The 19,143-nt window shown below is 31.8% G+C and carries 19 protein-coding genes; 9 read left to right on the plus strand and 10 right to left on the minus strand.

The genetic code is table 11. From position 1 onward, the window contains the following. Nucleotides 1–62: 62 nt before the first annotated feature. Together odhB and ACQY1Q_RS02955 are read left to right on the plus strand one after the other, a co-directional pair. Nucleotides 63–1,268, plus strand: a complete 1,206-nt coding sequence (gene odhB / locus ACQY1Q_RS02950; RefSeq protein WP_431003793.1) for a 2-oxoglutarate dehydrogenase complex dihydrolipoyllysine-residue succinyltransferase — start codon at nt 63–65, stop codon at nt 1,266–1,268. Between the two features lie 108 nt (nt 1,269–1,376). Beyond that, nucleotides 1,377–1,895 carry a GNAT family N-acetyltransferase gene (locus ACQY1Q_RS02955; protein ID WP_431003794.1) on the plus strand — a complete coding sequence of 173 codons (519 nt, stop codon included), beginning with the start codon at nt 1,377–1,379 and terminating at the stop codon, nt 1,893–1,895. A gap of 75 nt (nt 1,896–1,970) precedes the next feature. Here the strand turns inward: ACQY1Q_RS02955 and ACQY1Q_RS02960 are convergent, their stop codons facing one another. Then, entirely contained in the window at nt 1,971–2,681 is a 711-nt protein-coding gene (locus ACQY1Q_RS02960; protein WP_431003795.1) for a DUF547 domain-containing protein, read from the minus strand. Between the two features lie 264 nt (nt 2,682–2,945). On the opposite strand from ACQY1Q_RS02960, the gene ACQY1Q_RS02965 reads away from it, so the two are divergent. Beyond that, on the plus strand, nt 2,946–5,276 hold the full coding sequence (locus ACQY1Q_RS02965) for a trypsin-like peptidase domain-containing protein (RefSeq protein WP_431003796.1): 2,331 nt from the start codon (nt 2,946–2,948) through the stop codon (nt 5,274–5,276). A 135-nt stretch (nt 5,277–5,411) separates the two neighbouring features. Here ACQY1Q_RS02965 and ACQY1Q_RS02970 read toward each other — a convergent pair whose 3' ends face one another. The 9 genes from ACQY1Q_RS02970 to ACQY1Q_RS03010 form a co-directional block, all read right to left on the minus strand. Next, a complete protein-coding gene (locus ACQY1Q_RS02970; RefSeq protein WP_431003797.1) occupies nt 5,412–5,615 on the minus strand; it encodes a hypothetical protein in 204 nt (67 codons plus the stop codon). A 38-nt stretch (nt 5,616–5,653) separates the two neighbouring features. Beyond that, a complete protein-coding gene (gene sufD / locus ACQY1Q_RS02975) occupies nt 5,654–6,967 on the minus strand; it encodes a Fe-S cluster assembly protein SufD (RefSeq protein WP_431003798.1) in 1,314 nt (437 codons plus the stop codon). A 63-nt stretch (nt 6,968–7,030) separates the two neighbouring features. After that, entirely contained in the window at nt 7,031–7,783 is a 753-nt protein-coding gene (sufC, locus tag ACQY1Q_RS02980) for a Fe-S cluster assembly ATPase SufC (RefSeq protein WP_431003799.1), read from the minus strand. A 78-nt stretch (nt 7,784–7,861) separates the two neighbouring features. Further along, nucleotides 7,862–9,310 (minus strand): Fe-S cluster assembly protein SufB, encoded by a 1,449-nt coding sequence (gene sufB / locus ACQY1Q_RS02985; protein ID WP_431003800.1) that lies wholly within the window; start codon nt 9,308–9,310, stop codon nt 7,862–7,864. Between the two features lie 31 nt (nt 9,311–9,341). Then, nucleotides 9,342–9,671 (minus strand): HesB/IscA family protein, encoded by a 330-nt coding sequence (locus tag ACQY1Q_RS02990; protein WP_431003801.1) that lies wholly within the window; start codon nt 9,669–9,671, stop codon nt 9,342–9,344. 115 nt (nt 9,672–9,786) lie between these two features. After that, complete coding sequence (locus ACQY1Q_RS02995; protein ID WP_431003802.1) at nt 9,787–10,842, minus strand: cytochrome-c peroxidase; 1,056 nt, start codon at nt 10,840–10,842, stop codon at nt 9,787–9,789. Between the two features lie 5 nt (nt 10,843–10,847). Continuing rightward, nucleotides 10,848–11,603, minus strand: a complete 756-nt coding sequence (locus ACQY1Q_RS03000) for an MbnP family protein (RefSeq protein ID WP_431003803.1) — start codon at nt 11,601–11,603, stop codon at nt 10,848–10,850. Then, nucleotides 11,603–12,928 carry a hypothetical protein gene (locus tag ACQY1Q_RS03005; protein ID WP_431003804.1) on the minus strand — a complete coding sequence of 442 codons (1,326 nt, stop codon included), beginning with the start codon at nt 12,926–12,928 and terminating at the stop codon, nt 11,603–11,605. The genes ACQY1Q_RS03000 and ACQY1Q_RS03005 overlap by 1 nt, the downstream gene beginning before the upstream one ends. 7 nt (nt 12,929–12,935) lie before the next feature. Then, complete coding sequence (locus ACQY1Q_RS03010) at nt 12,936–14,150, minus strand: choice-of-anchor B family protein (protein WP_431003805.1); 1,215 nt, start codon at nt 14,148–14,150, stop codon at nt 12,936–12,938. 112 nt (nt 14,151–14,262) lie between these two features. Here ACQY1Q_RS03010 and thiL point away from each other — a divergent pair, with 112 nt between their 5' ends. The 6 genes from thiL to nadD all read left to right on the plus strand — a co-directional run bounded on the left by thiL (nt 14,263) and on the right by nadD (nt 19,111). Beyond that, a complete protein-coding gene (thiL, locus tag ACQY1Q_RS03015) occupies nt 14,263–15,309 on the plus strand; it encodes a thiamine-phosphate kinase (RefSeq protein WP_431003806.1) in 1,047 nt (348 codons plus the stop codon). Between the two features lie 161 nt (nt 15,310–15,470). Continuing rightward, nucleotides 15,471–15,941 carry a peptidoglycan-binding protein LysM gene (gene lysM / locus ACQY1Q_RS03020; protein WP_431003807.1) on the plus strand — a complete coding sequence of 157 codons (471 nt, stop codon included), beginning with the start codon at nt 15,471–15,473 and terminating at the stop codon, nt 15,939–15,941. Nucleotides 15,942–16,110: 169 nt separating this feature from the next. Next, nucleotides 16,111–17,010: a DMT family transporter gene (locus ACQY1Q_RS03025; protein WP_431003808.1), complete on the plus strand. Its 900-nt coding sequence runs from the start codon at nt 16,111–16,113 to the stop codon at nt 17,008–17,010. Nucleotides 17,011–17,041: 31 nt separating this feature from the next. Continuing rightward, nucleotides 17,042–17,908, plus strand: coding sequence for a YicC/YloC family endoribonuclease (locus tag ACQY1Q_RS03030; protein WP_431003809.1), 867 nt, complete (start codon nt 17,042–17,044; stop codon nt 17,906–17,908). Nucleotides 17,909–17,910: 2 nt separating this feature from the next. Further along, nucleotides 17,911–18,510, plus strand: a complete 600-nt coding sequence (gene gmk, locus ACQY1Q_RS03035; RefSeq protein ID WP_431003810.1) for a guanylate kinase — start codon at nt 17,911–17,913, stop codon at nt 18,508–18,510. A 13-nt stretch (nt 18,511–18,523) separates the two neighbouring features. Then, nucleotides 18,524–19,111, plus strand: a complete 588-nt coding sequence (gene nadD / locus ACQY1Q_RS03040) for a nicotinate (nicotinamide) nucleotide adenylyltransferase (RefSeq protein ID WP_431003811.1) — start codon at nt 18,524–18,526, stop codon at nt 19,109–19,111. The last annotated feature ends 32 nt before the right edge of the window (nt 19,112–19,143 follow it).

A 19,143-nucleotide genomic window follows, 5' to 3' on the forward strand; every position in this document is an offset into this window, starting at 1 on the left:
TATATTTTTAGTCAAGAAAAAACAGAAATAAAATAAATTCAGATATATAAAATTTTGAACTGATGGTTTTAGAAATGAAAGTTCCTTCTCCGGGGGAATCAATTACCGAAGTAGAAATAGCAACATGGTTAGTTGAAGATGGTGATTATGTTGAAAAAGATCAACCAATTGCCGAAGTAGATTCTGATAAAGCAACATTAGAATTGCCTGCGGAGGAAAGCGGAATAATCACCTTAAAAGCTGAAGAAGGTGATACAGTAGCTGTAGGAGCTGTTGTGTGTTTAATTGATATGGATGCAGCAAAACCTGAAGGAGCGGCATCAGCAAAAGAAACACCTGCTAAAGAAGAAAAGAAAGAAGCACCTAAGGCTGAGCCTGCTAAAGAAACCTATGCTACAGGCACAGCTTCTCCGGCAGCTAAAAAAGTATTAGCTGAAAAAGGAATTAGTGCTTCTGAAGTTAAAGGAACCGGAAAAGATGGTAGGGTTACTAAAGATGATGCGATTAATGCAGTACCTTCTATGGGAACACCAGGAAACGGTTCACGTAGTACTGAACGTACAAAACTTTCTATGTTACGTAGAAAAGTTGCTCAACGTTTAGTATCTGTTAAAAATGAAACAGCTATGTTAACTACATTCAATGAAGTTAATATGCAACCAATTTTTGACTTACGTAATGAATATAAAGATACTTTTAAAGATAAGTATGGAGTTGGTTTAGGGTTTATGTCTTTCTTTACATTAGCAGTGGTAAGAGCATTGAAAATGTATCCGGATGTTAATTCTATGATTGATGGAGACTATAAAATAGTTAATGATTTTCAAGATATCTCAATAGCTGTATCAGGGCCTAAAGGATTAATGGTACCGGTAATTAGAAATGCTGAAAATTTAACATTTAGAGGAGTTGAAAGCGAAGTTAAACGTTTAGCGTTACGTGCCAGAGATGGGCAAATTACAGTAGATGAAATGACTGGAGGAACGTTTACCATTACAAATGGTGGAGTTTTTGGTTCTATGTTATCTACACCAATTATTAATCCTCCACAAAGTGGGATTTTAGGAATGCATAATATTGTAAACCGTCCGGTTGCTGAAAACGGTCAGGTAGTTATTCGTCCTATTATGTACGTAGCATTATCATATGATCATAGAATTATTGATGGACGTGAATCTGTAGGTTTCTTAGTAGCTGTTAAAGAAGCTTTAGAAAACCCAACAGAATTATTAATGGATAATAATCCTAAGAAAGCATTAGAATTATAATAGATTAAAGAATATTAATTCTTTTAAAATATTTGATTATTAAATCCTGTACAGTTTTTGTACAGGATTTTTTACATTTATAGACCAAGATATCAGAGAAAAATAAGTATGAAGAAATATGAACTATTAGAAACAGAAAGATTGGTTTTAAAACTGGCAACTGTTGAAGATGCACCGTTTGTTTTAGAGCTATTAAATACGCCTAAATGGAAGCAATTTATAGGTGATAGAAATGTAAATACATTAGATGAAGCAACTGATTATATTAAACAACGAATGTTGCCTCAACATGATAGGTTAGGATATGGGAATTATATAGTCGTCCGAAAAGAAGACAATGTAAAAATGGGAAGTTGCGGATTGTATGATAGAGACGGCGTTGATGGTTTAGATATAGGTTTTGCTTTTTTACCGGATTTTGAAAAAAAAGGATATGCTTATGAAGCGTCAAAAAGAATACTTGATGCAGCTTTTAATGAATTTAGTATACGTAAAATTTCAGCAATAACAGTAAAAGATAATTTTAACTCTCAAAATTTATTAAAAAAATTAGGATTAGAATTTGAAAGATTAACTAAAATACCCAATGATGATGAAGAGTTAATGTTATTCACGCTCAATAAATAGAATAAAAAACAAAAAAGGAATTAACTAATTAGTTAATTCCTTTATCGCTTAAATACTAACCTAAATAAGCTGGGGTTATTTCTCATTTAAAGACCAATCATAATCTAAATACACTATCTCAGCATTGTCATTAGCCTTGATAGTAGAATATCTATTAATATAATCAATCAACGTGTTTTTAATAGTGAAATCTTCCTGATACCACTCAAAAATCATTGAGATTTCAATTTTATCTAATGAAACTTTATTCTTGCTAGGATCGTTAATAAAATCTTTCATTAATTCTTCTAATTTTGAATCCACATTTTTCTCTGTAAAAGCGAAATTCACAGGTTTAGGCCCAGACTTTGAAGCAGCGTTAATGCCAACATGAATTCTAGGATCATTGTGCCATCTACGTAAAATTTGGTGTTCAATATAATCTAATGAATAAATTTCTTTACCAATGGTTGCAAACGGAATTTTCCAAGCATTTCTACCTTTACGTTTAATGTCTGTTATTTGTTTAAGAGGATAACTGTCCAGAATTAATTTTATAGTGTAGGCATTATAAGCGTTAATCCAAAAAGCTTTTGATTTATTCGGAGACCATTTCTTTCCTGGTATAGTTTTTTCTAAATGTTTAAGATAAATATCTAAAAGAGCTCTGTTCTTTCGTAAGCCAACATAATCCATATTTCCGTCTTTATCTACATATGTTTTTAAAAGAGCATCAAAAACATCTGTTTGAGCTTGTGTTTGTAAGCCTATGAAAAGTATAAAGTAAATAGTAATAATTTTTCGCATAATTTTTCAGTTTAATAATCTTTACATAGTTTTTTGGACGTACGAAAGCTTATGACATTACAGAAGAAAAAGAAATTTATAAAAAAGTTAGATGTTTTTAAATGCTTAGTACGATCAATTTGTTTACTATATGCAGCGTATCTAGAAAATATTTTTTAAATGAAATTTATCAAAATTATAATTGAAAATTAAAAATATATTTTGCCTTTTATATTGATTATTAATATATTAGCTATAATTAATTAACCAAAATACCCTTCTAAAATGAAAAATTATTTTTTTAAAGCGGTTATAATAACCGTGGTACTTCTCTGTACAAAAAATTTAAATGCCCAAAAAGTTTTTAAAATTGGTGATGAGTTTGACTCTGACATTAAAGTAACCAAAACGTATCAAAGGTTTAAAAAAGTGAACCCGGGAGAAAACGGACTGGAGTTAGTTTACAAAAAAGAATTTTTTTCTAAAAATTCTGCTTATATCAAATTGTATTTTAAAAATTTTGATCTTGCCCCCGGTGATTATCTTGAAATTAAAGGAAGTAATAATAAAGAATCAATTATTTATGGAGGCCAAGGAAAAATAGTTGATACTAATATGACAATGATAAGTGATTTCTGGTCTAAGGTTTTGTTTGATGACAAAATTGAAGTAAAACTGTATTCTTCTGGTAAAGCAAGTAAACATAAAGGGTTTGAAATTACTAAAGTTGCTTATGGTTATAGTGAAAAGAAAATCATTGAAAAAATAGCTAGTCAGGAAAGGTCAATTTGTTCTTCAGATAATAAAGAAAGAATAGCTTGTTATCAAGGAACGGAAATGTATGAAAAAGCAAAGGCAGTTTGTAGATTGTTAATTGGAGGAAGTTCTTTATGTACCGGATGGTTATTGGGAAGCGAAGGACATTTAATGACTAATAACCACTGTATAGGATCTGTATCTGATGCACAGAATACTGATTTTATGTTTAATTATCAATATCAAAGTTGTACGGGTACTACAAGTGCGCAATCAGATGTAGTAGCATCTTCATCAACTTTTATAAAAACAAATTCCAGTTTAGATTATACGCTGGTAAAATTACCGGTAAACCCAACAACAACTTATGGATATTTGAGTTTAAGTTCTGTAGCACCAGTTAAAGGAGATAGAATTTACATTCCGCAACATCCGGGAGGAAGAAGAAAAGAAATTTCTGTTAACACAGATACCGATGGAACTGCAGGAGGTTTTTCTAGAGTATATGAAAGTTCTTCAGAATCTGGTCAGCAAGTTAGGTATTATGCAGATACAGAAGGAGGAAGCTCAGGATCACCGGTGTTAGATTACAATTCAAACTTAGTAATAGCTATTCATAACACAGGGGGGTGTCCTAACGGATCGTATGGTAGATGTGATAATTTAATTAGTGCAATAGGAACAGATATGCCAACGAACGGAGTTGATGATGGCGGAGGAAATCCACCGGGTGGCGGAAGTTGTGAAAATACAGTAACCACATTTCCGTATAGTCAAAGTTTTGAAAATACAATAGGGTTATGGTCGCAAAGCACTCAAGATGATTTTAATTGGTCATTACGTACAGGAACAACACCATCAAGTAATACAGGGCCAACAGCGGCTGATGACGGATCTTATTATTTGTATATGGAATCATCTTCGCCTAATTATTCTAATAAAAATGCGATTATTTCTTCTCCTTGCTTTGATTTAAAACAGGCTAATAATGCTACTTTTACTTTTAAATATCATATGTACGGAAGCACTAGTATGGGGAATTTAAAGTTAGAAGTAAGTACAGATAAAGGTGTAAGCTGGGCGAATGTGTGGCAAAAATCAGGAAATCAAGGAAATTCATGGTTAGTAGCTTCGGTAGATTTAAGTAGTTATGTTGGAAATGATGTTCAACTTCGATTTAACGGAACTACAGGAACTACATGGCAAGGAGATATGGCTATTGATGCTCTTGCTTTAACTACCGGAACTTCCGGAGGCGGAGGAACTTCAGTAGTAATGTTAGAGATTGTATTTGATAATTATGCTTCTGAAACAAGCTGGGAAATTAAAAATAGTTCAGGAACTATTGTGGCATCTGGAGGTAATTATAATGGGCAGGCTAGCGGCTCAAAAGTTACTGAAACAGCAACGTTATCAGATGGATGTTATGATTTAGTTTTTAAAGATACTTATGGTGATGGTATTTGTTGTAGTTATGGTAACGGATCGTATAAACTATTGAATAATAGCGGAACAATATTAGCCTCAGGAGGAGAGTTTGGAAGTACGGATACTAAGAATTTCTGTGTAGGGACAAATACTGTTGAAAGTAGCGTAGAAGCGTTTGTGCCAACGACTGAAGTAATTACCGACTTAATGATTTACCCTAACCCGGTACAAAGCATGTTAAGTGTAAGAATACCTGAAAGAGAGTATAAAGGAACTTATAAAATAGTAAATATTTCAGGAGCAGTTATTAAGCAAGGTGAATTGGCTAAATTAATTTCTGTAAGTGAGATGAAAGAAGGCTTTTACGTTTTAGATATTAAAACCGAAAAAGCTACCTATTCAAAAACTTTTATAAAAATAAAAGGGAAATAGAAAATAGAGTGATAAACTCTTGTAGAGTTTTAAGGCTGCTAGAAATTTTTAGTAGCCTTTTTTAGTATAGCATATAAAAAAAATCGAAAGAGTATTCTTTCGATTTTTTGTTTTATATTAAAGTTATATTGTTTTTTACTTTTTACCCACAAAAGAACTTACAGCAATTGCTATAATACCTATAGCTATGGTAATGTATGAATTTGTATTATCCTGAGCTTTTACTAAGTCTACATCGCCAATTGATACTTGCGTTTCAGGTTGAATAAGTGTGTAAACTCCGTACGCTAAAATGATGATTCCTGCGATTAGTAAAACTAATTTTATTGATTTATTCATAATATGAAGTGTTTTTTATAAATATATAAAAAATCACATTATAAATCAAAGCCTATATTAACACCTAATTTATCGGCAATTAACTTGGTAATTCTCTTTTTTACTTCAGGTATTTTTACACTTTCCAGTACCGTATTAGCAAACGCATACATTAGTAAAGCTTTTCCTTCTTTTTTTGGAATTCCTCTTTGTTGCATGTAAAATAAAGCCTGCTCATCTAATTGTCCAATAGTACATCCATGAGAACATTTTACATTATCAGCAAAAATTTCTAATTGAGGTTTAGCATTCATGGTTGCTTTATCACTAATTAAAATATTGTTGTTTTGCTGATAGGCATTTGTTTTTTGAGCTTCTTTTTCAACAATCACCTTACCGTTAAAAACTCCGGTAGAACGATCGTTATAAATACCTTTATAATCTTGATGACTTTCACAGTTAGGTTCAATGTGGTGTACTAATGTATGATGATCTACATGTTGTTTTTCTTCAATAATAGTAACTCCTTTTAAAATTGAATTAACACGTTCTCCTTTTTGAAAGAAATTAAGATTGTTTCTGGTAATATTTCCACCGAATGAAAAAGTATGAATTGAACAAGTACTTTCTTTTTGTTGCTCAATATACGTGTTGTCAATTAAAGAAGCATTGTTGTGATCATTCTGAATTTTATAATAATCTACAGTAGCATGAACATCTGTGAAAATTTCAGTAACAGAATTGGTTAAAATAGGATTTTCTGTTACACTTTGATGACGTTCAATAATTTGTACATGAGAGTTATTACCTACCACTATTAAATTTCTAGGTTGAAGCATTATCGCATTTTCTTTACCTGTAGAAAAGTTAATAATTTGTATCGGTTTTTCAACTTCAACTCCTCTAGGAATATGAATAAAGGCTCCTTCACTGGCATAAGCCGTATTCAGAGAAGTCATATTATCCGGCTTTGCTATTTTGTTGAAATAATTTTCAACAATAGGTTTGTATTTTGGTTTTGAAAGCGCTGCAGATAATAAACAAACGTCCATTCCGTCATGAGTTGTTTCAGATAAAAATGAACTATACTTTCCATTGATAAACACAATTTTATAACTGTCTATATCGTGGATAAAGTATTTTTTTACATCAGCTAAATCAATAGCTATATCATGATTATGAAAAAGGCTATAATCTTGATTTAAAACTGAGTTTAATGAGGTGTATTTCCATGCTTCTAATTTTTTAGAAGGAAATCCTAACTCCTCAAAATTTTGTAAAGCTTTTGTTCGAATATCGTGAATATCGGAATTAATATTTACTCCGTTTTCAAAAGCTACGTATGATGATAATAATTTTTCTTTTAACTCCATTGTCTTTAGTTTAAAAGCCTAAAGGATATAGTTACCTTTCTTTAGACTTACGTCTTATAACTTTTAACTATTAACTTCTTCTTTAATCCAATCGTAACCTTTTTCTTCTAGTTCTAAAGCCAATGAAGCATCACCGGTTTTAACAATTTTTCCGTTATATAAAACGTGAACATAATCAGGTACGATATAATCTAATAAACGTTGGTAGTGTGTAATTACAATTACAGCATTGTCATCAGATTTTAATTTGTTAACACCATTAGCTACAATACGTAAAGCATCAATATCTAAACCAGAATCTGTTTCATCTAAGATGGCTAATTTAGGCTCTAACATAGCCATTTGGAAAATTTCATTACGCTTTTTCTCTCCTCCTGAAAAACCTTCGTTTAAAGAACGAGATAAAAACTTACGGTCAATTTCTAATAATTCAGATTTTTCACGAATCTTTTTAAGCATATCTTTAGCAGGCATTTCCTCTAATCCTTTAGCTTTACGAGATTCGTTTATAGCTGTTTTTATAAAGTTAGTTACTGTAACACCTGGTATTTCAACCGGATATTGAAAAGATAAAAATACACCTGCATGTGCTCTTTCTTCCGGTGCCAATTCGCTAATATCTTCCCCCTCTAATTCAATAGAACCTGCTGTAACTTCATAATCTTCTTTACCGGCTATAATAGAAGATAATGTACTCTTTCCTGCACCGTTAGGCCCCATAATAGCGTGTACTTCACCTGCTTTAACTTCAAGGTTAATTCCTTTTAAAATTGCCTTATCTTCTACCTTTGCGTGTAAGTTTTCTATTTTTAACATCTTAATTTATGCTATTTGCTTTAAGCTATTTGCTTAAGTATGATTTTTATAATTAATAATAGTTATTGAAAGATAAATTTACCCAACACTTCCTTCTAACGAGATTTCTAATAATTTCTGAGCTTCTACTGCAAACTCCATAGGAAGTTTATTTAATACCTCTTTACTAAAACCGTTTACAATTAAGGCAATAGCTTTTTCAGTATCAATTCCTCTTTGGTTACAATAAAATAATTGATCTTCTCCAATTTTACTGGTAGTAGCTTCATGTTCTATTTGAGCAGTTTTATTTTTAGCTTCTATATATGGAAACGTATGAGCACCACATTCATTACCCATTAATAAACTATCACATTGTGAAAAGTTTCTGGCATTTTCTGCTCTTGAGTTTATTTGTACAAGGCCTCTATAACTGTTTTGAGATTTACCTGCTGAAATACCTTTTGAAATAATGGTAGATCTGGTGTTTTTACCAAGATGAATCATTTTAGTTCCGGTATCAGCTTGTTGATAGTTATTGGTTACGGCAATAGAATAAAATTCACCTACTGAGTTATTTCCTTTTAATATACAGCTAGGGTATTTCCATGTAACGGCAGATCCTGTTTCTACTTGTGTCCAAGAAATTTTAGCATTGGTTTCACATAGACCTCTTTTCGTAACAAAATTAAAAACACCTCCTTTACCGGAAGCATCACCCGGAAACCAGTTTTGTACTGTTGAATATTTAATTTCTGCATCATCTAATGCAATTAATTCAACAACAGCAGCGTGTAATTGGTTCTCATCTCTTTGAGGCGCTGTACAGCCTTCTAAGTAAGATACGTAACTGCTTTCATCAGCAATAACTAAGGTACGCTCAAATTGACCGGTTCCGCCTTCATTAATACGGAAATAAGTAGATAATTCCATAGGACAACGTACTCCTTTAGGAATATAACAAAAAGATCCGTCAGAAAATACAGCAGAGTTTAAGGCTGCATAAAAATTATCTGTAGGAGGAACTACGGAACCTATATATTTTTTTACTAATTCAGGATGCTCCTGTATAGCTTCAGAAATAGGCATAAAAATAATTCCTTTTTCAGCTAAAGTCTTTTTAAAGGTAGTTGCTACAGAAACAGAGTCCATAACTACGTCAACAGCAACATTAGACAAACGTTTTTGCTCATCTATAGAAATTCCCAGTTTTTCAAAAGTTGCTAATAACTCCGGGTCAACTTCATCTAAACTATCTAATGTTGGTTTTTTTTTGGGTGCAGAGTAATAAGATATATCCTGAAAATTTGGTTTTTCGTAGGTTACGTTTGCCCATTCAGATTCTTCCATTTGTTGCCAAATCTTAAAAGCCTCTAAACGCCATTCAGTCATCCATTCCGGCTCATTTTTCTTTTTAGAAATGGCACGAACGATTTCTTCATTTAACCCTTTCGGAAACTTTTCACTTTCAATTTCAGTATAAAAACCGTATTCGTATTCTTTATTTTTCAGTTCTTCTCGTAAATCGTCTTCAGTATATTTACTCATCAGTTCTATATCTTCTGTTTTCTACAACTATTTATAATGAAAAGCTTTCTCCACAACCACAAGTTCTATTGGCATTCGGGTTGTTAAAAACAAATCCTTTTCCGTTTAAACCTCCGGAGTATTCTAGTGTGGTGCCAACAAGGTATAAGAAACTTTTTTTGTCAACAATAATTTTTACACCATTGTCTTCAAACATTTTATCTGTTTCTTCTTGGTTTTTATCAAATTTCAAATCGTATGACAAGCCTGAACAACCTCCGCTTTTAACACCAACTCTTACATAATCGTTAATGGCATCAAATCCATCTTCAGTCATTAATTCAATAACTTTCTTTTTTGCTGTATCTGAAACTTTTATCATATCTTAAATAGATTAAATCTAAATCAATTGCAAAGATAGTGACAAAATATGACTTATATCATTTTTTAGGATGAATATCGTTTATGATACCATAAGAATTGCTGATAGCAAGTGACTACTTTTGAAAAGCAGGATTGTTCACAAAATTATTATCGGATAGTGAAAGTAGAAAAGCTTTTAAATCTGCTTTATCTTTATCTGTTAGTTGAACGCCTCCGTTATTTAATTTTTTCATTAAAGGATCAATAGTAGAGGATGGTTTAAGACCTTCAGAGTAATGATTAATCACTTCTTCTAAAGTAGCAAACCTTCCGTCGTGCATGTAAGGAGCTGTAAAGGCTAAGTTTCTTAATGAGGGAGTTCTAAATTTTCCATTGTCATTTGGATCACCGGTAACTTTGCCCAATCCTAAGTCGGCAAAATTAGTATCCAGTCCGTTATTATGGAATTTATTATCAGTCCATAAAGGATTATTATTACTTCCGTGGCAATGAAAACAATCGCCTCTGTTTTCATCCATAAAAACGTTAAATCCGTTTAGTTCTTCAGGAGTTAATTGTACTTTGCCTAGTAAGTAATAATCAAATTTTGAATCGGCAGAAATTAAGGTTCTTTCAAACTGAGCAATGGCTTTTGTAATCAATGTTGAGTCAATTTTTGAAGTGCCAAAAGCTTGTTTGAAAAGAGTCGGATATTCGGAATTATTTTGTAGTTTATTAGCAACCTCAGTCCATTTACTATGCATTTCTATAGGATTTCTAACGGGGGCTAATGCTTGTCTTTCGATGCTTAATTCTTTTCCGTCCCACATAAAACGCTCATCAAAGTTCCATGCTAAATTGAATAAAGGCATTGAGTTTCTATTACCAAAAATACCGTCAACACCTTCACTAAATCGAGTGTCATCTGTAAAAGAGTTTTTAGGATTGTGACAACTGGAACATGACTGGGTGTTATCTTTAGATAAAATGGGGTCAAAAAAGAGTTTTTTACCTAAGGCGATTCCTTCTTCTGTTAACGGATTTGTAGAAGGTACAACCGGAGCTATAAGCTTTTGCTTTAGAATTTCCGGAATTTCTAAAGCTATAGGTTTAGGAGTATATTGCTCTACTTCATCTTTAGAAGAACAGCTTAAAAATATCAGTAAGAACAATATACTTATTTTTTTCATCTTATTTATTGATTAATGGTGCCTAGTGTGAAAACATTCTTTCCATTATCAGCTATTTTTTTCTGAGCTTCAAAGTTCATCATTAATTTTACATTTAGTTCTTTTAAGTCCCAAATGTTAGGGTCTTTAAACCATTGAGCAATATTCATTTTAATGTCTATCGTGGCATTATTTTTTAAAGATATAGTTCCTAAATTCACTGTAAAAAAGGTGTCTTTAGTTTCTTTGGTAGTTGTATCATAAGCTTGTATAGCATGGAAATTGTAAGGTTGTTCAGCATTATCCTTATCTTTATATTTTCCGTCCATTTGCATAAAGTGGTAACCGCCGCCCAGCATAGCCGGTACTCCCCAAGAAACAGAATTTAAATCCTGATATTTTCCATCAATATTGTCTTCTTTATTAAAACCAAAAGTAAATGATATTTTATAGATACCTTCTGAAATAGTCTTTGGAAGCTCATGTGATAGTGATTCCGGGGAATTTAAATCTACTAACTTATAGCCATCAAATTCAATAGCTTCATTAGCACTATTAACAAGGGTAATTCTGGAAATTAAGTAACGAAGTCTTTCAATGCTTAAGTTATTGTCTTTTTGGTTGATAAATTGTATCTTGTTGAATTCGTCTTTGGTAACAGAAGTGCCATTCCAGTTGTGGGTAAAGTTTAAGGTAACTGACACTTTTTTTATAGGTTCATCATTATCTGAACTACATGATAGTATAAAGATTGATAAGAGTAGTGCAATATATTTTTTCATTAGTTTAATTTTATAATTAATAAATCGGAGAAACCTTTATTAGTAGCAATATCATTGTCATTACTACTACTTTCTCCTACAGCAATAATATGTCCATTGGCTAGTTGAATAGCATCATTAAAAAGATCTATGTTACTACCTCCGAAAGTTTTTTGCCATTTTAAATTACCTTCATTACTTATTTGAAGTACCCAGGCATCATTTTGACCTTTATTGGCAATATTATTATCTGAACTTCTAGAGCTTCCTGATATTAAGTAGCCTCCGTCAAATGATTTGCTTATAGAGTTACCGGCATCAAAATTACTTCCTCCGTATACTTTTTCCCATAATAGGGTACCATTGTTAGAAATTTTTATAACCCAAAGATCAGCATTTCCGTTATTTTTACTTACGTCTTTATCAGAGCTACGGGTATTTCCAACAATCAAAAAGTTATTATCATCCGTTTTTATAATGGCTTTTGCTTCATCAATTTCAGAACCTCCGAATGATTTTTCCCACAGTAATTTTCCTGCTTTATCAGTTTTTACAATCCAAAAATCATAACTTCCTTTGTTTCCTTTGCTATCTACATCATTACTATCAGAAGAACCGGCTAACATGTAACCGTCTGAAGTTTCAATAACGTCGTAACAAGTATCGGTATTAGTGCCTCCAAAATAGTTGCGCCATTGAATTACACCGCTAGCATTGAGTTTAATTCCCCAATAATCTCCTCCTGCATGTCTTGCATAGGAACGGGAGTTTCCTTGACCTCCGGAAGCGGTTACATCTAAAATGCCCCCTGCAAAATAACCGCCATCACTAGTTTGGACAATAGAAAAACCTTGATCAGAGCCGGAGAAACCGGTATTAGTTTTCCATAGTATATTTCCTGTTGTATCTATTTTTATAATCCAAACATCTTCAAAACCTTCATTTGTAGCCACATCAAAATCATTACTTTTACTAAATCCAACAACTACAAATCCACTATCATTAGCTTTGATTATTTTATAAGCTTTTTCATCTTTTGAGCCTCCAAAAACTTTTTTCCATTGTAGTTTATCGTCTTTGTCAAATTTTAATAACCAATAATCATATTGAATTGAAGCCTGTGTAGTAATAACATCTCCATCAATACTCTGGGTAAAGCCTAAGACAATATATCCACCATCATCAGTTGCAATAATACTTTGAGCACTTTCATTTCTGGTTCCACCAAAAGTTTTAATGTAATCAACAGTATAGTTTTTAACCGGTTTAATTACGGGTGTATCATCTTTACTACAAGAGAAAAATAGTAAGGATATAGATAAATATTTTACTAAGTTTTTTATCATTGAAGCGTTACTGTTTCTTTAGGATAAACAAGCCTCTGTTAATATCACTTACTACAATTTTGCCGCTTTTAAAGTAAGGATATACATTCCAAACTCCATTAAAGTTAGCACCATCGTTTGAAGGATACGTATCAAAATATCCTGTTTCATTAATGGTTGAGCTAGCTATATTGGTAATATCAATAAAACGTACTCCGGCTGTGTAATTAGCTAAGTAAAAAGTATTACCATTTACGTAACCATTATGGTCAATAGCTCCGGTAGGTCCAAAATATGTAAAATGTTCTTTTGGAGCGTCTAAATCTGTAAAGTCGAAGATTACAGATCTGGTATTGTTTCCAAATTTTTGCTCATCTAATTCATCTCCTAAAATAAAATATTGTTGGTTTTCAGTAAACCAACCTTGATGAGTATAACCTACATTTGAATAAGAAATTTTTGAAATATTTTTTGGATTTGCTTTGTCAGAAATATCTACAATTACCACTTCATTTTCATTACTTCCTATTAAAATTTCTTTTCCGGTGTAGTCAGCATCCGGGCCTTTATAAGTTACAACCTGTGCATCATGACTATAGTTGTCTACTCCCCATCCACCTTCACTTACAGGGCTTTTAGGGTTTTGTATGTTAATGAAAAGAGGCCCTCCTTTATATATTCCGGATTTATCTGCGCCAACAGGGTAAGCGTAACTACTTTCTTCATTAATTACAATATTATGAGCTTTTCCAAAACCAGTAAAATGAGTATCCGCTGAAAAATTTTGAGGAGGTTTTGGAACATTTCTTAATCGAGTTAAATCAAAAACTTGCATCCCGTGATTTGAAGCTTCACTTACAATGAAAGCATGATTTTTATATACTTTAATATCTCTCCAGTCGCTATCAACTGTAGCTGTAGGTAATTTCCCTAAGTATATAGGAGCTTCGGTATTTGTTATGTCAACAAAAGCAGTTCCATTATTTAATCCTATAATAGCATATTCTTTATTAGTGGTTGGGTCTGTCCAACCCCAAGAATCATTTGCCAAAGAGGCTCCTAAAACATTTAAATCTATATTTAATAATAAATCATAATTATTACATGGATAAATTCCAGCTTTTCCGTTTTCACAAATAACTTTGTTAGTTGTGCTAGGAGCGTCACTTTCACCTTCAGGAGATGAGCAAGAGAAAGCTAAAAGAAGCACTAAAAGGACAGAAAGGTTTTTTAAGAGATTCATAATGATAGTTTTTAGCTAAGTTATAAAATAAAGTAATAATATAACAGTGAAAAAAATAGAAACCCTACTTTATATATATTGTAGTATAATTTGATGTGTTTATCTTTGCAGTATGTTAGAAGATAAAAATAACGAAAGAACATCATTGGCAAAGTTAGGTGAATTTGGATTGATTAATCACCTAACAAAACATTTTAATACCTATCATTCATCAACTATTAAAGGAGTTGGTGATGATGCGGCAATCCTTGATTCTTCAGATAAACAAACAGTTATTACTACTGATTTGTTAATTGAAGGAGTACATTTTGATTTAAGTTACATGCCTCTTAAACACCTTGGATATAAAGCTGTAATGGTAAATTTATCAGATGTTTATGCAATGAATGCTGAAGCAGAGCAAGTTACGGTGTCCATTGCTGTATCTAATAGGTTTCCGTTAGAGGCATTAGAAGAATTGTATGCTGGAATTCAATTAGCATGTGATACGTATAAAGTAGATATGATAGGAGGAGACACAACATCATCTACAAAAGGAATGCTAATTTCAATAACAGCTATAGGAAGAGCAGTTAAAGAAGATATTGTATACAGAAATGGTGCTAAACCTACAGATTTAGTAGTTGTGTCTGGAGATATAGGAGGAGCTTATTTAGGATTGCAAGTATTAGAGAGAGAAAAACAAGTGTTTCAAGTGAATCCTCAGAATCAACCGGATCTTGATAAATACGCCTATATTATAGAAAGACAGCTAAAACCGGAGGCAAGAAAGGACATACCAAAATTGCTGAAGGAATTAGAAGTAAAACCAACTTCTATGATTGATATCTCTGATGGACTTTCTTCAGAAATAATGCATATTTGTTCACAAAGTGAGGTTGGGTGTAAGGTTTATGAAGATAAATTACCTCTAGATCCTCAAGTAATATCTACTTGTGAAGAATTTGATATAGATTCAACCATGGTTGCTCTTAGTGGAGGGGAAGATTATGAATTGTTATTTACAATTTCTATCGATGATTTTGATAAAATAAAAGGAAACCCTCACCTAAGTGTAATAGGTCATATTACTGAAAAAAGCCAAGGAATTAACTTAGTTACCAGAGCTAATCAGGAAATCCCTTTAAAAGCACAAGGATGGAATTCGTTTCAAGAATAACTTTTTAAAGCTGCATAATGCAGCTTTTTTTATGAAGTAAAAATAAATTTTTATAAATCATTGTATAGTTAAACCGATTAAAAAGGTAAATAAAATTGGTATAAAAATTGTATATTGGTCAGATAGAAAATAATTATTAATCAACAAAAAATTAAAAAAGAATGGGAATTTTTTCATTTATTAAAAATGCCGGAGCAAAAGTTTTTGGAATCGGAAAAACAACGGAAGAAGAAGCTGCTGAAAAAGCTGCTAAATTAGTTAACGCTGTTAATGCTTTAGAGTTATCAGTAAATGGTTTATCAATTGAAGTTGATGATGATAAAGCTACTATTAGCGGAGAAGCAGAAGATTTAGCAACTAAAGAAAAAGTAGTATTAGTTGTTGGTAATACTGAAGGTATTGCGTCTGTAGAAGATAATATGACGGTTGCTGAAGTAGAAGAAATTAGAGAAGAAGAAATGGCACAGTTTCATACGGTTGCTAGTGGAGACAGTTTAAGTAAAATAGCTAAAAAGTTTTATGGTGATGCTATGAAATACCCGGTTATTTTTGAAGCAAATAAGCCAATGTTAACGCATCCTGATAAAATTTACCCAGGACAAGTATTGAGAATTCCACCTTTAGTGGACTAATCAAAAGTTAATCAACCAAAGGAAAAAAGCACTACATATGTAGTGCTTTTTTAGTTACAAACGATATAATTTAAACAAAGAATTGAAAAAATGTTATTTATAAAAAATAACGTATAGTTTGAAGTAATATTACGCATCTTTGCAACTTGAAATAAATAGAATTCTGATAATGAATCCAAGAGTATTAGCGTTAACCGCAACTTCTATTGCCACTCTTATTTATGGAATTACTTTTACAGTAGCCAAAGAAGTTATGCCACTTTATATAAAACCATTTGGTTTTATTGTATTAAGAGTAGGAGGAGCTGCAAGCGTTTTTTGGTTACTAGGACTGTTTTTGAAAAAGGAACAAATAGAAAAATCTGATTATAAGAAAATTTTTATAGCTGCCTTTTTCGGTATTGCCTTAAACATGCTTACTTTTTTTAAAGGGTTAAGTTATACCACCCCTATAAGTGGTGCTGTAATGATGGTAACCACTCCTATTATGGTGTTAATCTTTTCCAGTATTTTATTAAAAGAACGATTGTTTTTAAGAAAAATAATTGGCGTAGTTATTGGGTTAATAGGAGCAGTTGTGCTAATTCTGTATGGTAATAATCAAGAAGACAATGCAGAAAATATGATGTTAGGAAACTTTCTTGTTTTTATAAATGCAGCTTCTTATGCAATGTATTTGGTATTGGTTAGAGAGGTGATTCAAAAATACAATCCGATAGTCTTCGTAAAATGGCTGTATTTATTTGGTTTTCTATTAGTATTGCCTTTTGGAATTTCAGAATTATTAGAAGTAAAATGGCAAGTTATGCCTGTGAGTATATATTTAAAAGCGGGTTTTGTAGTATTATTTGCTACGTGTGTAACATACTTGTTTAACCTTTTTGCACTATCAAAGTTAAAGCCAACAACGGTTAGTGTGTTTATATATTTACAACCGGTAATAGCATCTATTTATGCCTTAATTGTAGGAAGCGATAATTTAAACGCTGTAAAAATAGGAGCCACACTTTTAATTTTCTTAGGAGTATTTCTAGTAACCAAGCAAACTCCGGCCACAACTAATAAATAAGTGTATCTTTGCACCTCATAAAATTGAAATTATGATACATTCAATGACCGGATATGGTAAATCTGTTTTACAGTTGCCAACTAAAAAAATAACCATTGAAATTAAGTCGTTAAATAGTAAAACACTAGACTTAAACACGCGTATTCCTTCTTATTACAAAGAAAAAGAATTGGAAGTACGTAAAAAATTAGCGAGTAGTTTAGTAAGAGGAAAAATAGATTTTTCAATTTTTGTTGAAATGACAGCTGATGAAACTTCTACAACAGTTAATAAAGGGGTTGTAAGAGAGTATATGGATCAGTTAAGAAATATTGTTCAGTCAGGAACCAGTAATGATATAGAGTTGCTTCATATGGCTATTAAAATGCCAGACGCTTTAAAAACAGAAAGAGAAGAATTAGATGAAGAAGAATGGAAGCAAATTGAAGTGGCAGTAAATGAAGCCGTAAAAGAAATTATTCACTACAGGGTTGATGAAGCTAAATCTTTAGAAGAAGATTTTAAAGAAAGAATAGCAAATATAAAAACCGGACTTAAAGATATTGAGCAACTTGATGGGGAAAGAATAGAGCATGTAAAAGAACGATTACAAAAAGCGCTATCTGAACTAAAAGTTGAAGTAGATGAAAATAGGTTTGAACAAGAGTTAATCTACTATTTAGAGAAATTAGATATTAACGAAGAAAAAGTTCGTTTGGCTAATCACCTAGATTATTTTTTACAAGAATTAGGGAGTGATGATTCTAATGGGAAAAAATTAGGATTCATAGTGCAGGAAATAGGAAGAGAAATAAATACTACAGGATCAAAAGCTAATTTTGCGCCGATGCAAAAATTAGTGATTCAAATGAAAGATGAATTAGAAAAAATTAAAGAACAAATATTAAACGTATTATAAAAATGGCGAAAGATTTTCAAGGTAAACTTTTTGTATTTTCTGCACCTTCGGGTTCGGGTAAAACAACTATTGTACGCCATTTATTGGCTCAAGAACGGTTTAATCTAGAGTTTTCTATCTCGGCTACCTCTCGTAGTCCAAGAAGTAATGAAAAAGATGGGGTAGATTATTATTTTATTTCTTTATCAGACTTCAAACAAAAAATTAAAAATGGAGAGTTTTTAGAATGGGAAGAAGTTTATAGAGATAATTTTTACGGAACTTTAAAAACAGAAGTAGAACGTATTTGGGCTGAAGGAAAACACGTGATTTTTGATATAGATGTAGTTGGAGGATTACGTATAAAAGAAAAATTTCCGGAACAAACACTAGCTGTATTTGTAAAACCGCCGGATATTAATGAATTAATAAGACGCTTAAAAGAAAGAGGAGAAGAAAGTGAAGATAAAATCAACATGCGCGTAGCTAAAGCTTCTGTAGAATTAGCTACAGCTCCTCAATTTGATAAAATTATAAAAAACTACGATTTAGAAGTTGCTTTGAAAGAAGCAGAAGCTTTAGTAGATAGTTTTTTAGGAATAAAAAATCAGGAAAAAGCCTAGTATTACCATTCAAATGAATAAAAAAATAGGGTTATACTTCGGAACATTTAATCCCATTCATATTGGTCATTTAATCATTGCCAATCATATGGTTGAAAACTCTGATTTAGATGAAATATGGATGGTTGTAACACCCCATAACCCTTTTAAGAAAAAAAGCTCGTTGTTAGATAATCATCATAGATTAGAAATGGTATATCTGGCAACAAAAGAGTATGATAAAATTCAACCGTCTGATATTGAATTTAAACTGCCGCAACCTAATTACACAATTAATACACTAACCCATATTGCTGAAAAATATCCGGATAATGCTTTTAGTATTATTATGGGAGAAGATAATCTGAAAAGTTTTCATAAGTGGAAAAACTATGAAGCAATTTTAGATGATTATCAAGTATATGTGTATCCAAGAATATCTGAAGGAGCTATTGAAACAGAATTTGATAAGCACCCCAAAATTCACAGAGTAAATGCACCTATTGTAGAAATTTCATCTACTATGATTAGAAATGCTATAAAAGCAGGAAAAGGTGTACGTCCATTACTTTCTTCAAACGTATGGAACTATATTGATGAAATGAATTTTTATAAAAAATAAAAAGTACTCTTAAACTTTTTACAAATCTTAAG

The organism is Tenacibaculum sp. TC6 (genome assembly GCF_050606265.1).
Lineage (GTDB): Bacteria > Bacteroidota > Bacteroidia > Flavobacteriales > Flavobacteriaceae > Polaribacter.